This is a genomic window from Streptomyces sp. R33 (assembly GCF_041200175.1).
GTDB lineage: Bacteria > Actinomycetota > Actinomycetes > Streptomycetales > Streptomycetaceae > Streptomyces > Streptomyces katrae_B.
The window spans coordinates 4868235-4881222 of sequence record NZ_CP165727.1 but is presented as its reverse complement, the minus strand read 5'-3'; the positions used below and the strand labels follow the sequence as shown (position 1 = coordinate 4881222).

Annotated in this window: 13 protein-coding genes; 6 read left to right on the top strand and 7 right to left on the bottom strand. The window is 72.4% G+C overall.

Annotated features, from left to right (window positions below):
* Positions 1–4: 4 nt before the first annotated feature.
* Complete coding sequence (locus AB5J51_RS22435; protein ID WP_030156982.1) at positions 5–241, bottom strand: DUF3263 domain-containing protein; 237 nt, start codon at positions 239–241, stop codon at positions 5–7.
* A gap of 56 nt (positions 242–297) precedes the next feature.
* Positions 298–1599, bottom strand: a complete 1302-nt coding sequence (locus tag AB5J51_RS22430) for an extracellular solute-binding protein (protein ID WP_234382068.1) — start codon at positions 1597–1599, stop codon at positions 298–300.
* Between the two features lie 210 nt (positions 1600–1809).
* Between AB5J51_RS22430 and AB5J51_RS22425 the strand changes: the two genes are divergently transcribed.
* From AB5J51_RS22425 to AB5J51_RS22415, 3 genes are all read left to right on the top strand, one after another.
* A complete protein-coding gene (locus AB5J51_RS22425) occupies positions 1810–2742 on the top strand; it encodes an ROK family protein (RefSeq protein WP_136225804.1) in 933 nt (310 codons plus the stop codon).
* Positions 2742–3893 carry an N-acetylglucosamine-6-phosphate deacetylase gene (gene nagA, locus AB5J51_RS22420; protein WP_369778483.1) on the top strand — a complete coding sequence of 384 codons (1152 nt, stop codon included), beginning with the start codon at positions 2742–2744 and terminating at the stop codon, positions 3891–3893. The genes AB5J51_RS22425 and nagA overlap by 1 nt, the downstream gene beginning before the upstream one ends.
* Before the next feature lie 93 nt (positions 3894–3986).
* The gene (locus AB5J51_RS22415) at positions 3987–4907 is read left to right on the top strand and encodes a 1-phosphofructokinase family hexose kinase (protein WP_053786559.1); all 921 of its coding nucleotides are present in this window, start codon (positions 3987–3989) and stop codon (positions 4905–4907) included.
* Between the two features lie 198 nt (positions 4908–5105).
* On the opposite strand, the gene AB5J51_RS22410 is transcribed toward AB5J51_RS22415, so the two are convergent.
* Both AB5J51_RS22410 and cdgB read right to left on the bottom strand, forming a co-directional pair.
* Positions 5106–6140, bottom strand: a complete 1035-nt coding sequence (locus AB5J51_RS22410; protein ID WP_133897642.1) for a CBM35 domain-containing protein — start codon at positions 6138–6140, stop codon at positions 5106–5108.
* Between the two features lie 68 nt (positions 6141–6208).
* Entirely contained in the window at positions 6209–7939 is a 1731-nt protein-coding gene (gene cdgB, locus AB5J51_RS22405) for a diguanylate cyclase CdgB (protein WP_133897641.1), read from the bottom strand.
* Positions 7940–8276: 337 nt separating this feature from the next.
* Here cdgB and AB5J51_RS22400 point away from each other — a divergent pair, with 337 nt between their 5' ends.
* Entirely contained in the window at positions 8277–8822 is a 546-nt protein-coding gene (locus AB5J51_RS22400) for a flavin reductase family protein (protein WP_051832751.1), read from the top strand.
* A gap of 14 nt (positions 8823–8836) precedes the next feature.
* On the opposite strand, the gene arfB is transcribed toward AB5J51_RS22400, so the two are convergent.
* On the bottom strand, positions 8837–9262 hold the full coding sequence (gene arfB / locus AB5J51_RS22395) for an alternative ribosome rescue aminoacyl-tRNA hydrolase ArfB (RefSeq protein WP_053786579.1): 426 nt from the start codon (positions 9260–9262) through the stop codon (positions 8837–8839).
* 180 nt (positions 9263–9442) lie between these two features.
* Here arfB and AB5J51_RS22390 point away from each other — a divergent pair, with 180 nt between their 5' ends.
* Both AB5J51_RS22390 and AB5J51_RS22385 read left to right on the top strand, forming a co-directional pair.
* The gene (locus AB5J51_RS22390) at positions 9443–10018 is read left to right on the top strand and encodes a TerD family protein (protein WP_053786562.1); all 576 of its coding nucleotides are present in this window, start codon (positions 9443–9445) and stop codon (positions 10016–10018) included.
* 139 nt (positions 10019–10157) lie between these two features.
* Positions 10158–10673, top strand: coding sequence for a GNAT family N-acetyltransferase (locus tag AB5J51_RS22385; protein WP_136225765.1), 516 nt, complete (start codon positions 10158–10160; stop codon positions 10671–10673).
* A gap of 16 nt (positions 10674–10689) precedes the next feature.
* Here the strand turns inward: AB5J51_RS22385 and AB5J51_RS22380 are convergent, their stop codons facing one another.
* On the bottom strand, positions 10690–12111 hold the full coding sequence (locus tag AB5J51_RS22380) for a M1 family metallopeptidase (RefSeq protein ID WP_369778482.1): 1422 nt from the start codon (positions 12109–12111) through the stop codon (positions 10690–10692).
* A gap of 36 nt (positions 12112–12147) precedes the next feature.
* Positions 12148–12705: a heme-binding protein gene (locus AB5J51_RS22375; protein ID WP_107093493.1), complete on the bottom strand. Its 558-nt coding sequence runs from the start codon at positions 12703–12705 to the stop codon at positions 12148–12150.
* Between the last annotated feature and the right edge of the window lie 283 nt (positions 12706–12988).

The following is a 12988-nucleotide window of genomic DNA, read 5'->3' as shown; positions in this document are numbered from 1 at the left end:
TGCGTCAGCGCCGGGCCCGCTGGGCCTCGCGTATGCGGCGGAGCCGGTTGACGGTGCCGGGCGCGTGGGCCAGCGCCCGCGGGTCGTCCATCAGCACGTTGAGCAGCTGGTAGTAGCGGACCGGGGTCATCCCCAGCCCTTCCCGTATGGCCCGTTCCTTGGCCCCGGGCCCGGGCCAGGTGCGTCCCTCGTACGCGAGCACCGCGGCCTCGGTGGCCGTCAGCCCCACGTCGTCCGTCATACCGCCAGATTAACGCCGCCCTCCGACAGCCGGCGGGCGGTGTCGGCAGGGCCCGTTCAGTGGGCGTCCGCCTTGCGCGCCGTCTCCGCGATGTCCTCGAGGACCTTCGCCGGCTGCCCGCCCGGCTGCACGCTCTTGCCGATGTTCTGCTTGACGTCCTCGCTCACCCCGGCCCAGGACTTCTTGCCGACCGGGTAGAGCCGGGCGTTCGGCAGCGCCTGCAGGAACGTCTTGAGCTGCACGGCCGATCCGCCCGTACTGGCGTCCATCGCCCGGTAGCCGCTCGTCGTGACCGGCAGCAGGTCGTACTTGTTGGTGAAGGCCGTCACGTTCTTCGCCTCGTACAGGTAGTCCAGGAACTTCCCGGACTCCTTGCGGTGGCCGTTCTTGAAGGCCATCACCCAGTCCGCGACGCCCATCGCCGGGTGCTCGGTCCCGTCGGCGGTCGGCATGGCCACCATGCCGAACTTCACGCCCTTCTCCCCCGCCTGCTTGATCAGCGTGGGGTGGCCGTTGAGCATGCCGACCTCGCCCCGCGCGAAGGCGTCGAACGCGGCCTGCCGGTCCGTCTTCGCCGGTTCCGCGGCCCCGGTCAGACCCTGGCCGACCATCTTGTCGCGCAGGAACTCGAACGTCTTGACGTTCTCCGGGGAGTCGATCGAGTACGCCTCCTCGTTGTCGGTGTAGCCGCCACCGCCGGAGAGCATCCACATCATCGATTCGGCCTGTGCCTCCTCGCGGCCCAGCGGCAGCGCGAAGGGGGTCGCCACGCCCGCGGCCTTCAGCTTCTTCGCGGCGGCCTCCAGGTCGGCCCAGCTCTTGGGCTGCCAGCCGCCCTTGGCGTCCTTCGGGATGACCCCGGCGTCGCTCAGCAGCTTCTCGTTGTAGAAGAGCAGGCGGGTGCTGGCCACGAACGGCATGCCGTACTGGATGCGCCTGACCTTGCCCGCGTCAGCGAGCGGCGCCAGGAAGTCGGCCTCGGTGGTGACGGAGAGCAGCTCGTCCGCCGTGTACAGCTTGCCGGCGGCCGCGTAGTCCGCGTAGGCGCCGATCTGGGCGATGTCGGGGGCCTTGCCGGCCTTGACCATCTCCGCGACCTTGGCGTCGACCTCGGACCAGGAGTAGACGCTGACCTCGACCTTGACGCCGGGGTGCTCCTTCTCGAAGTCGGCGGCGAGGTCCTTCCAGTACCCCGACGAGGAGTTCTGCGGATTGTCCCCGTAGTCGGCCGCCACGACCCGCAGGGTCACCTCGTTGTCCCCTGTGAGGCTTCCCACGGCTCCGCAGCCGCTCAACGCCACGGCGGTCAGGCCCAGCGCGGCTCCGGTCGCGGCCAGGCTCAGGTAACGGCCCTTCACAGTTCTCGATCCACCCCTTGTTGTACGTACGATCCACGTAAGGTCTACACCACTTTGGCGGCTCGTCCACATCCGGGAACGCGCCGCACCGGTTCGCGGCCCGGCCGAGGCCGCGAATTTGTATGGCAGCTCAACAATCCCCACCAATGGACTAGACCTTTCCCCGCCGAGCACGCGAGACTGTCACCTGTGAAACCCGTGAAACACGCCGTGAAGCACGTCATCGCCCTCGATGTGGGCGGCACCGGGATGAAGGCCGCCCTCATCGCCGGCGACGGCACCCTGCTCCACGAAGCGCGCCGCGCCACCGGCCGCGACCGGGGCCCCGACGCCGTCGTCGAGACGATCCTGGAGTTCGCCGCCGAGCTGTCCGAGCTCGGCCGCGAGCGCTTCGGCGTGCCCGCTTCCGCGGCCGGCGTCGCCGTCCCCGGCATCGTCGACGCCGAGAACGGGATCGCCGTCTACGCCGCGAACCTGGGCTGGCGCGACGTACCGATGCGCGAGCTGCTCAGCAGACGGCTCGGCTCCCTCCCGGTGGCCCTGGGCCACGACGTGCGCACGGGCGGACTCGCCGAAGGCCGCATCGGCGCGGGCCGCGGCGCCGACCGCTTCCTGTTCGTCCCCCTCGGCACCGGCATCGCCGGCGCCATCGGCATCGCCGGCCGCATCGAGGCCGGCGCCCACGGCTACGCGGGCGAGATCGGCCACATCGTGGTCCGCCCCGGTGGCCCCGCCTGCGGCTGCGGCCAGTACGGCTGCCTGGAGACGCTCGCCTCCGCGTCCGCCGTCAGCCGCGCCTGGGCGAGCGCCTCCGGCGACCCCGCCGCGGACGCCGCGGACTGCGCCAAGGCCGTCGAGTCCGGCGACGCGCGCGCCCGCGAGGTGTGGCAGGCCGCCGTCGGCGCCCTCGCCGACGGCCTGGTCACCGCGATCACCCTGCTGGACCCGCGCACGCTGATCATCGGTGGCGGGCTCGCCGAGGCGGGGGAAACCTTGTTCACACCACTACGGAAGGCCGTCGAGGAGCGCGTGACGTTCCAGCGGCTCCCCGACATCGTTCCGGCGGCCCTCGGGGACACCGCCGGATGCCTGGGCGCAGGGCTGCTCGCCTGGGACCTACTCGCCACGGAGGTACCTGCCTGATGTCCGGAAGCGCACACAGCACCGTTCTTTCCGGCGCCAGGGTGGTGCTGCCCACCGGGACCGTGGCGGGCGGCCGCGTCATCGTCGAGGGCGAGCGCATCGCCGGCAGCTCGGGCGAGGGCGCACGGACCGTCGACCTGTCCGGGCACTGGATCGTCCCCGGCTTCGTGGACATGCACAACCACGGCGGCGGCGGCGCCTCCTTCACCTCCGGCACCGCCGAGGAGGTCCTGAAGGGCGTACGGACCCACCGCGAGCACGGCACCACCACGCTCGTCGCCTCCACCGTCACCGGCGACCTGGACGAACTGGCCCGCCGCGCAGGGCTGCTCGCCGAGCTGACCCAGCAGGGCGAGATCGCGGGCATCCACTTCGAGGGCCCGTTCATCAACGCCTGCCGCAAGGGCGCGCACAAGGAGGAGCTGCTGCGCGACCCCGACCCGGCCGAGGTCCGCAAGCTGATCGACGCCGCGCACGGCGCCGCCCGCATGTTCACCCTCGCCACCGAACTCCCGGGCGGGCTGGACTCCGTACGGCTGCTGGCCGAGCACGGGGTCATCGCCGCGATCGGCCACACCGACTCCACGTACGACGAGACGCGCCAGGCCATCGACGCGGGCGCGACCGTGGCCACCCACCTGTACAACGCGATGCCCGGCATGGAGCACCGCGCCCCCGGCCCGATCGCCGCGCTGCTCGAGGACGAGCGCGTCACCGTCGAGCTGATCAACGACGGCACCCACCTGCACCCGGCGATGCTGGAGCTGGCCTTCCACCACGCAGGCGCGCACCGCGTGGCGCTGATCACCGACGCGATGGACGCGGCGGGCTTCGGCGACGGGATCTACCACCTCGGGCCGCTGGAGGTCGAGGTCAAGGAGGGCGTGGCCCGCCTCGTCGAGGGCGGTTCGATCGCCGGCTCCACGCTGACCCTGGACACCGCGTTCAAGCGGTCGGTGACCCTGGACAAGCTGCCCGTCGAGTCCGTGGTCCAGGCGATCTCCGTGAACCCCGCCAAGCTGATCGGCCTGTACGACGAGGTCGGCTCGCTGGAGCCGGGCAAGTACGCCGACCTGGTCGTCCTGGACGCGGAGTTCGACCTCAAGGGCGTCATGCGGCGCGGCGAATGGATCGTGGATCCGCTGGTCTGAGCGGGTATGGCAGGCAGCGGGCGGCCCGCGGGACTGGGCCGCCCGTACTGCTGTTTGGCATGATCCCGGCACACACCGAGACCGGGGCCTGCCATGATCCTGACCGTGACGCTCAACACCGCACTCGACGTCACCCACCACGTGCCGAAGCTGATCGCGCACACCACGCACCGGGTCACCGCCGTGACCGAGAGACCCGGCGGCAAGGGCCTCAACGTCGCCCGCGTGCTCGCCGCACTCGGCCACGAGGTCACCGCGACCGGCTTCGCGGGCGGCCGCACCGGCGCCGTCGTACGCGAACTGCTCGCCGGATCCCCGCAGGTGACGGACGCTCTGGTGCCCTGCGCGGGCACCACCCGGCGCACCCTGGCCGTCGTCGACGAGGCCTCGGGCGACACCACGCAGTTCAACGAGCCCGGCCCACTGATCAGTTCCGCGGAGTGGGCGCAGTTCCTCGCCCGCTACGAGGCCCTGCTGGCCGGCGCCGGCGCGGTCGCCCTGTGCGGCAGCCTCCCGCCGGGCGTGCCGGTGGGTGCGTACGCGGTGCTCGTACGGGCCGCCCGCGCGGCCGGGGTCCCGGTCCTCCTGGACACCAGCGGCGAGGCCCTGCGCCGCGGGGTCGCCGCCCGCCCGGAGATGATCAAGCCGAACGCCGCCGAACTCGCCGAGCTGACCGGCTCCCGCGAGCCGCTGCAGGCCACCCGCGACGCCCGCCGCCGCGGCGCGCACGCCGTGGTCACCTCGCTCGGCCCGGGCGGGCTGCTGGCGGCCACCGCCCAGGGCACCTGGCAGGCGGCCCCGCCCCGCGCCCTGTCGGGCAACCCGACGGGAGCCGGCGACTCCGCGGTGGCGGGCCTCCTGTCGGCCCTCGCGGAAGGCCTGGACTGGCCGGCCCGCCTGACCCGGGCGGTGGCCCTCTCGGCAGCCACGGTCCACGCCCCGACGGCAGGCGACTTCGACCCCCACACCTACGAGGAGCTCCGGCACGCCATCTGCGTCACCGCCGGCAACTGACCACACGCCCCAGGCCCCTGACGGAGTTTCCGGTGATGCGAGCGGCGGGCACGCAGAGCGGCGACAGCGGCTGGGTCCACTGCGGCTAGCAGGTCGCCCGGAACGGCGAAGTCCGGCCCGCCGCGCGTGCGGTGGGCCGGACTCGTCTCCTGCCGAGGGCGGCGACCGGCGGCCGGACCGCCGGGCACCGGCCGGCGGTCAGCGCTTGATGTGACCCTGGCCCAGGTCGAGCTGGTCGAAGACCGCCTCGCACTGGTTGCCGGGCTCGCACGAGATCTTCATCGTGTTCGTGCCCTTCTTGAGGGTGATCCACGCGTACGTGCGCTGCCAGCCCTTGTCCCAGGCCCCGGCTTCGGCCTTGGCGAAGTTCGCCAGGTTCAGGGACTGGTTCGGGCTCTGCCCGTTGACCGTGAGGGTCGCCTTCGCGTCCTTCCCGGGCACGCCGTAGTTCACGAACAGCGTGTAGTCCCCGGCCGCCGGAACGTCCACCGTCCAGGTCAGCGCCGCACCGGGGGTGTTGAAGCCGCCCACGTACTGGCCGCCCGCGCTCTTCGCGCCCGGGATGGCGGCTTCCAGGTGCGCGCCGCCCGTGAGGGACATGCCTGCGCCGGAGGCGTCCGCCTTGGGCAGCGGGGCCTGCGGGGAGTCCGAGGGGCTCGGCTGCGTCGACGGCGAGTTCTGCGGCTGCGCGGACTGCTGTCCGCCCGCCGTGTTGCCCTTGCCGTTCTTGTCCTTGTCCTTGTCGCCGAAGGCCACGGCCGCACCGATGCCGATCGCGACCGCTGCGACCACCGCGACCGCTGCGATGAGCATGCCCTTGCGGCTGGAACCGCCGCCTCCGCCGTGGCCCCCGTGGCCGCCCGGCGCGGGGATCGACGCCGTGGCCTGCCCCTGCTGCGGCGGAACCCCGTAGCCGCCCGCCTGGAGGGCCTCAGGGGCCTGGTACTGCGCCTGGTAGGCCGGCGGCTGCTGCTGCGGCGGAACCTGGGCGCCGCGCTGGCCGCCGTACGTCCGCTCGCCGACCGTGCGCACCTGGTTGTACGAGGTACGGGGGACACCGGGCTGTACGCCGGGCTGACCACCGACCGTCGGGCCGGGGTAGCCGTATCCACCGCCCGGCGCGGGCGGGGTGGCTCCGGCGGCCTGGCCGTCCGCGTAGAGATAGCCGAACGGGTCGTCGTCCTCGGGCTGGTTCGCCCCACTGTTCGAGCCGTGGTTCGCGGGCGTCGTCATCGCAGGTCACTCCTTTCAACCCACGGGAGCCTACCCCGAACACGTGCACCCACGGGCGGCCGATCGCCTCATCCGGCCCGGCGGTGCGCCTTGGAACGGGACCTTTTCTCGATGTACATCCGCTGGTCGGCCGAGCGCAGCACCTCGTCCGCCGACATGCCGCAGCTGGCCCAGCCGATGCCGAAACTCGCGCCCACCCGGACCGCACGGCCGTCCACCCGGATCGGCGGGATGATCGCGTTGCGCAGCCGGACGGCCAGGTCGGCCGCGTCGGCGGCGCCCAGTCCGTCCGCGAGGACGACGAATTCGTCACCACCCAGCCGAGCGACGGTGTCACCGTCCCTGACGCCCGTCGTCAACCGCCGGGCCACCTCGATCAGGACCGCGTCACCCGTGTGGTGCCCGAACCGGTCGTTGATCGACTTGAACCCGTCGAGGTCGCAGAAGAGCACCGCGAGCCCCTTCGTCCCGTCGTCGATGTCCGTCGCGGGCGCCACCGTGTGCACGTGGTGGTCGTACGGGCCCGCCCCCGCGCCGGGTGTCCCGGGGGCGCCAGGGGCCCCGGGCACCGCGGGCGCGCCGGGGAACTCGAAGGGCTCGGGGAAGGCGTCGGGCTGAAAGCCGTGCTCACCGCCGCCACCACCCGCCGGGAGCCCCCCGCCGACGCCGTGCCCCTCATAGGCGGCGTCGAGCGCCTCCACGGCGGTGGCCCGGACCGACTGCGGCCTGCGGCACAGCCGCGCGCCGAGGCGGGCGCGCAGCTCGGCGCTGTTCGGGAGGCCCGTCAGCGAGTCGTGGCTGGCCCGGTGGGCCAGCTGGAGCTCGTGGCGCTTGCGCTCCTCGATGTCCTCGACGTGCGTGAGCAGGAACCGCGGCCCGTCGGCGGCGTCCGCGACGACGGAGTTGCGCAGCGACACCCATACGTACGTGCCGTCGCGCCGCCCGAGCCGCAGCTCGGCCCGGCCGCCCTCGGCGGAGGTGCGCAGCAGGGTCCCGATGTCCTCGGGGTGGACCAGGTCGGAGAAGGAGTACCGGCGCAGTACGGAGGCGGGCCGGCCCAGCAGCCGGCACAGCGCGTCGTTGGTCCGCAGCAGCCGCCCGTGCTGGTCCCCGCCCATCTCGGCGATCGCCATGCCGCTGGGGGCGTACTCGAAGGCCTGCCGGAACGACTCCTCGCTCGCGCGCAGCGCCTGCTGTTCACGCTCCAGCCGGACCAGGGCCCGCTGCATGTTCGCCCGCAGCCGTGCGTTGCTGATCGCAATCGCGGCTTGGAAGGCGTACATCTGGAGCGCTTCGCGCCCCCACGCGCCGGGGCGGCGGCCATTGCGCGGTCTGTCCACCGAAATGACACCCAGAAGTTCCCCGCCGGACGCATACATGGGTGCATAGAGCCGGTCCTCGGGGTGCCACTCGTCCTCGAAGCGCGGATCGGGGCCGTCCGTGTGCCACTGGGGCACGTCGTCCTCGAGCAGGACCCAGCCCTCGGTGTGCGGGATGAAGCGGAGCCCGTCCCAGCTCTCCCCCATCGTCAGACGGCGCTCCCAGGAGGCGCGGGAGCCGACGCGGCCGGTGATCAGGGCTTCTGCTGCGGGGTCGCCGGCGAACGCGGCGACGACGAGGTCCCCGTCAGGGCGTACGAGGTTGACACAGGCGAGCTGGTAGCCGAGGCCCACGACAATGCCGTCCACGACGGTCTGCAGAGTGTCCGCCAGGCTCCTGGCCGTATTGAGCTCGGCCACCACCTGATGAAGCTGCCGCAGGGTCGCAAGACGGACGTACGGCTCCGACTCGGTCTCCATTGCTCGCTCTCCCCGAGACCTCGACAGCAACTCCAGGTTTGTCATCGGCGTTTCGTTGCGGTGTCCCGTCCACTGAATCACAGTGAGCTGTGCGCCAGGTACACAGGGTCAACAAATCTTGCCCTCTGTGACTCAAGTCACATGAGATGAATAAAGGCGAGCGGTGGGGAGGGCGGCGCCCGGGAGCGCTCCCCTGCATTCCCGGGAGCAAACGATACGCCCGGGCCCAGGGCGGCCTAGGTCGACGGGCCGGGACGCGGCTCGGACTCGGGCCCGATGTGCGCCGCGGGAGGGCGAGACTAGCGTTCTGGGCGTGCCGAAGACGACCCCCGTACCCATGCCGATCGCCTCCACCCTTCATCCTGAGGGCGTGAGCAACGACGAGTTCCGGGCCGCGATGTCCCGCCTGGCGGCGGGCGTGTGCCTGATCACCGCACACGAGAACCCGCTGACTCCGGACGGTCCGGGCGGCGAGGACGTCGGCATGACGGCCACCGCCTTCATGTCCGTGTCCCTGGACCCGCCGCTGGTCCTGGTGAGCCTGCGCGAGGGCTCCCGGATGGACGACCTGCTGGCCGAGCAGCCCCTGTGGGCCGTCTCGGTCCTCGCCGACCACCAGGTGCAGGTGGCGAGCCGCTTCTCGATGAAGAACCGCATCAGCGACCGGCTGCTCTTCGCGGACCTGCCCTACGGCCGCGGCGAGGTCTCGGGGGCGCCGCTGCTGACGGGCGCCCTGGCGACCCTCGAATGCCGTACGGAGAACCGCGTCGAGGCCGGCGACCACACCCTGGTCATCGGCCGCGTGCTCACCTCGGCGCTCCCGTCCCCCGACTCCCCGCCGCTGACCTACTTCCGCGGCCGCTACCGGCACCTGGCGGGCTGAGGCTCCCGGCAGCGTTACCAGTCGCGGCCGGTGCGGCCGCGCTTGGTCTCCGCCCGGGCCTTCTTCTCCCGGAGGCGGCGTTCGTTGATCCCCCGCGGGATCTTCGTCGCACGGCGCGCCTTGGGCGGCGGGGCGGTGGCCTCCGCGAGCACGGACGCCATCCGGACCAGCGCCATCTCCCGGTTGCGGAACTGCGACCGGTGCTCGGAGGCCCGCACCGTCAGCACCCCGTCCACCAGCCGGGCCGCGAGCCGCTCCAGCGCCCGCTCCTTCCACACGTCCGGGAGCGCCTTCGTGGCCGCCACGTCGAACAGCAGCTCCACGCGCGAGTCCGAGGTGTTGACGTGCTGCCCGCCCGGCCCGGAGGACCGCGAGAAGCGCCAGGCGAGCTCCGCCTCGGGGAGCACGACCGAACCGCGGATGACATAGGGACCAGGCATGCCCCCTATGATCCCGTCCCGCGCGGTGCCCGTCACCCGTATTTCCGCGGCTGAATGGTGGGGGATTCCGCGGGGAGAGCACGGAGTGGAACCTACGGCCCCCCTCCCCGCGTTATGAAGGTCAGCGGTACCTTGGCCACAATCTCGCGGCCATGCGACGAGGAAGGGACACCAGTCAAAATGGCAGTAAGCCTGTCCAAGGGCGGCAACGTCTCGCTCACGAAGGAGGCCCCCGGCCTCAGCGCCGTCACGGTCGGCCTCGGCTGGGACGTCCGTACGACGACCGGTGTCGACTTCGACCTGGACGCCTCCGCCATCGCGGTCAACGCGATGGGCAAGGTCGTCTCCGACGGTCACTTCGTCTTCTTCAACAACAAGTCCACCCCGGACCAGAGCATCGTCCACACCGGTGACAACCGGACCGGCGAGGGCTCCGGCGACGACGAGTCCATCAACGTCAACCTCGCCGCGCTCGCGGCCGACGTGGACAAGATCGTCTTCCCGGTCTCCATCTACGACGCCGACGCCCGCAGCCAGAACTTCGGCCAGGTCCGCAACGCGTACATCCGCGTCGTGAACCAGGCCGGCGGCGCCGAGATCGCCCGCTACGACCTCTCCGAGGACGCGGCCACCGAGACCGCCATGGTCTTCGGCGAGCTCTACCGCAACGGCGCCGAGTGGAAGTTCCGCGCGGTCGGCCAGGGTTACGCCTCCGGCCTGACCGGCATCGCCCAGGACTTCGGCGTCAACGTCTGATCCGGAGCCAGAGCGGCCGGCCGTGGCGCGGCCGGCCCCGGCTCGCGCCTGACCGGCCGACCCTCTGACCGGCCGACACCGTCGCAGCCGAAGCCCCCTCCCGGCCGTCCGGGGAGGGGGCTTCGCTACGGTTCGGCGGGTGATCCTCCAACCGCTCGTCGCCGTGGACGGCGCCCTGCCCGGCCCCGTCCTCACCGAGATCGCCGCGCTCTACGCGACCAACCGCGCCTTCTTCGAGCTCAGCGGCGATTTCCCCGACCCGGGCCGCATCACCGTCGAACAGGTCGCCGCGGCCCTCGCCGGCGAACTCGCCCACGACGGCGCCGAGGTGCTCCTGGCCCGCTCCGCCGGCCGGCTGGTCGGCCTGGCCGCCACCCTCGCCCGCCACCCGGATCCGGCCTCCGGCGACCCGGACCCGTGGATCGGCCTGCTGCTCGTCGACGCCACCGCGCACCGCCGGGGGTACGGGCGCAGCATCGCCGGCCTCGTCGAGGACCGCTTCCGCGCCGCGGGACGGGCCGGCCTACGGCTCGCCGTACTGGACGGCAACCCGGCCGGCCTGGCGTTCTGGCAGGCCCAGGGCTACACCGCCCTGCGCCGCGCCAAGGACCGCGAGCAGGGCCGGGACTGCACGGTGCTGCGCAAGGACCTGTAGGACGCCCGCGCAAGGCCTACTTGGGACGGCCCTCCCCGTACAGCCAGACGTCCCAGACCTTCTTCAGGTCGTGCCCCGTCGTCCGCTCCGCGTACGCGGTGAACTCGGCCGTACTCGCGTTCCCGTACCGGTGGTCCTGGGCCCAGCCGCGCAGCAGGGCGAAGAACTTCTCGTCGCCCACCTCCTGGCGGATCCGCTGCAGCACCATCGCGCCGCGGTAGTACACCGGATTCTCGGAGATGTCCTTCGCCTTGGGCGGGTCGGCGGGCGGGAAGGCGTCCCAGTCGCTGTCGGCGTCCTTGTCGACCGCGGTGTCGCCCGCGAGGAACGCGTCGAAGTACTGCTGCGCGGTCGTCCCGCCGTGGTCCTCGGACCACAGCCACTCGGCGTAGGTGGCGAAGCCCTCGTTGAGCCACATGTCCTTCCAGGACTTCGGCGACACCGAGTCGCCGAACCACTGGTGGGCCGTCTCGTGCAGGACCAGCTTCTCGTCGGGTGCGCCGGAGAAGACGGGCTTGGTCTGCGTCTCCAGCGCGTACGTGAGAGTCTCGGCCGGCAGCACGATCGCCCCCGCGGTGCCGAAGGGGTACGGGCCGAACCGGCGGCTGCCCCACTCCACGATCTCCGGCAGCCGGGCCAGCGCCGGCGCGCTGGCGGCGGCCTCCCCGGGCGTGACGGCCTCGTAGAGGGCGACCCCCGACGGGGTCCGCCCGGTGGTCACCTTGAACTTGCCGATCGCGGCGGTGGCCAGGTAGCTCGCCATCGGCTCCGGGCTGTGCCACGCGAACTCGGTCCGCCCGTCGGCGGTGTCGGTGCGGGACTTCAACTCGCCGTTGGACACCGCCTCGTAGCCCTTGGGGACGGTGAGGGTGATGTCGTACGTGGCCTTGTCGCTGGGGTGGTGGTTCCCGGGGAACCAGGCCATCGACCCGATCGGCTCGCCGACCCCGACGGCACCGTCCTCGGTGGTGATCCAGCCTTCCTCGGCGCCGTCCGCATCGGTGATGGGCTTCGGCTTGCCGCGGTAGTCGATCTCCGTGCGGAAGACCTCGCCCTTCTTGAGGTCCTCGGCCGGACGCACCGTCAGCTCCCGGCCGATCCGGTTGAACCGCGCGCCCTCGCCCTGCACGGTGACGCCCTCGACCTCCAGGCCGCTCAGGTCGAGGTTGAAGGAGCTGAGCCCCTGCTCCGCGCGGGCGGTGATGACGGCGGTGGCGTTCAACTCCCCGCCGGCGGGGTCGTAGTCGAGGTCCAGGTCGTAGTGCTCGATCTGGTAACCGCCGTTGCCGGCCTTGGGGAAGTACGGGTCGCGCAGCCCGGACGCACCCGGCCGCCCCTGCACCGTGCCGGCCGTACACGCCGTGGTGAGGGCGAGCAGGGCGGCAGCGGCGGCGGCTGCAGGGGCGGCGAGGCGGGGGAAAGCGCGACGGTGTTCCACCCGCCCGATCCTAGATCGGGCGGGTGGAGCCGAGGCCTACTTGGCCAGGGCGTCGACGCCGGCCTTGGCGAACTTCTCGTCCAGGTCGCCGCTCGGGGCACCGGCCACGCCGATGCCCGCGACCGGGGCGCCGTTCGCCTGGACCGGGGTACCGCCGCCGAGGAAGAGGGTGCCGGGGATGTCCTTCAGGTTCGGGGCCTGGGCGAGGCGGCCCGCGAGCACCGAGGTCGGGGCGTTCCAGGACACGGCGGTGAAGGCCTTGCGCTGCGCCGACTCGTAGGACTGCGGGCCCGCGCCGTCGCCGCGCAGGGTGACGATGGTGTTGCCGCCCCGGTCCACGACCGCGACCGTCACCTTCTGGTTCTCCTTCTGCGCCGCCTCGAGCGCGGCCTGGGCGGCGCGGGTGGCGGCGTCGATGGTGAGGTGGGTCGTGGTGGTGAAGTTCTTGTCGGCCGGCTGGTCGTCCTTCTTGGCGGCGGCGACGGCCGGGACGGTCTCGGTCTGGGCGGCGCTGGCGCTGACCGCGCCGAAGGTCCCGGCGCCGAGCGCGACGGCGAGGGCGGTACCGGTGAGAACGCGGGTGCGGGTGTTCATGTCTGCTGCTCCTGGGTGCATCGGCCGGGTGCGTCGGCGCCGGGCATCGGTGTCGGGCATCGGTGCCGACCGGGTGCGTCGGCTCGCTCTGCTGCTCCAAGCCTGGGCCCGCACCCGGTGCCCACCGGTCCCCGTACCGGCTCGCGACGGCTGCCGCACCGGTTGACCCCGGGGTCAACCGATCGGTCGATGCGGACCGGGTACGCCTACGGATTGGCTGGTCGGCGCCATCGCGTACGACCAGGCACGATGGAGGAGCCAGACACCGACCCGGGAGCCCGCC

Coding starts and splice junctions, on each gene's coding strand:
- arfB (WP_053786579.1), bottom strand. CDS start 9,262: ATGCCTGGTCCCTATGTCATCCGCGGTTCGGTCGTGCTCCCCGAGGCG.
- AB5J51_RS22400 (WP_051832751.1), top strand. CDS start 8,277: ATGCCGATCGCCTCCACCCTTCATCCTGAGGGCGTGAGCAACGACGAG.
- cdgB (WP_133897641.1), bottom strand. CDS start 7,939: ATGGAGACCGAGTCGGAGCCGTACGTCCGTCTTGCGACCCTGCGGCAG.
- AB5J51_RS22410 (WP_133897642.1), bottom strand. CDS start 6,140: ATGACGACGCCCGCGAACCACGGCTCGAACAGTGGGGCGAACCAGCCC.
- AB5J51_RS22415 (WP_053786559.1), top strand. CDS start 3,987: ATGATCCTGACCGTGACGCTCAACACCGCACTCGACGTCACCCACCAC.
- AB5J51_RS22375 (WP_107093493.1), bottom strand. CDS start 12,705: ATGAACACCCGCACCCGCGTTCTCACCGGTACCGCCCTCGCCGTCGCG.
- AB5J51_RS22390 (WP_053786562.1), top strand. CDS start 9,443: ATGGCAGTAAGCCTGTCCAAGGGCGGCAACGTCTCGCTCACGAAGGAG.
- AB5J51_RS22435 (WP_030156982.1), bottom strand. CDS start 241: ATGACGGACGACGTGGGGCTGACGGCCACCGAGGCCGCGGTGCTCGCG.
- nagA (WP_369778483.1), top strand. CDS start 2,742: ATGTCCGGAAGCGCACACAGCACCGTTCTTTCCGGCGCCAGGGTGGTG.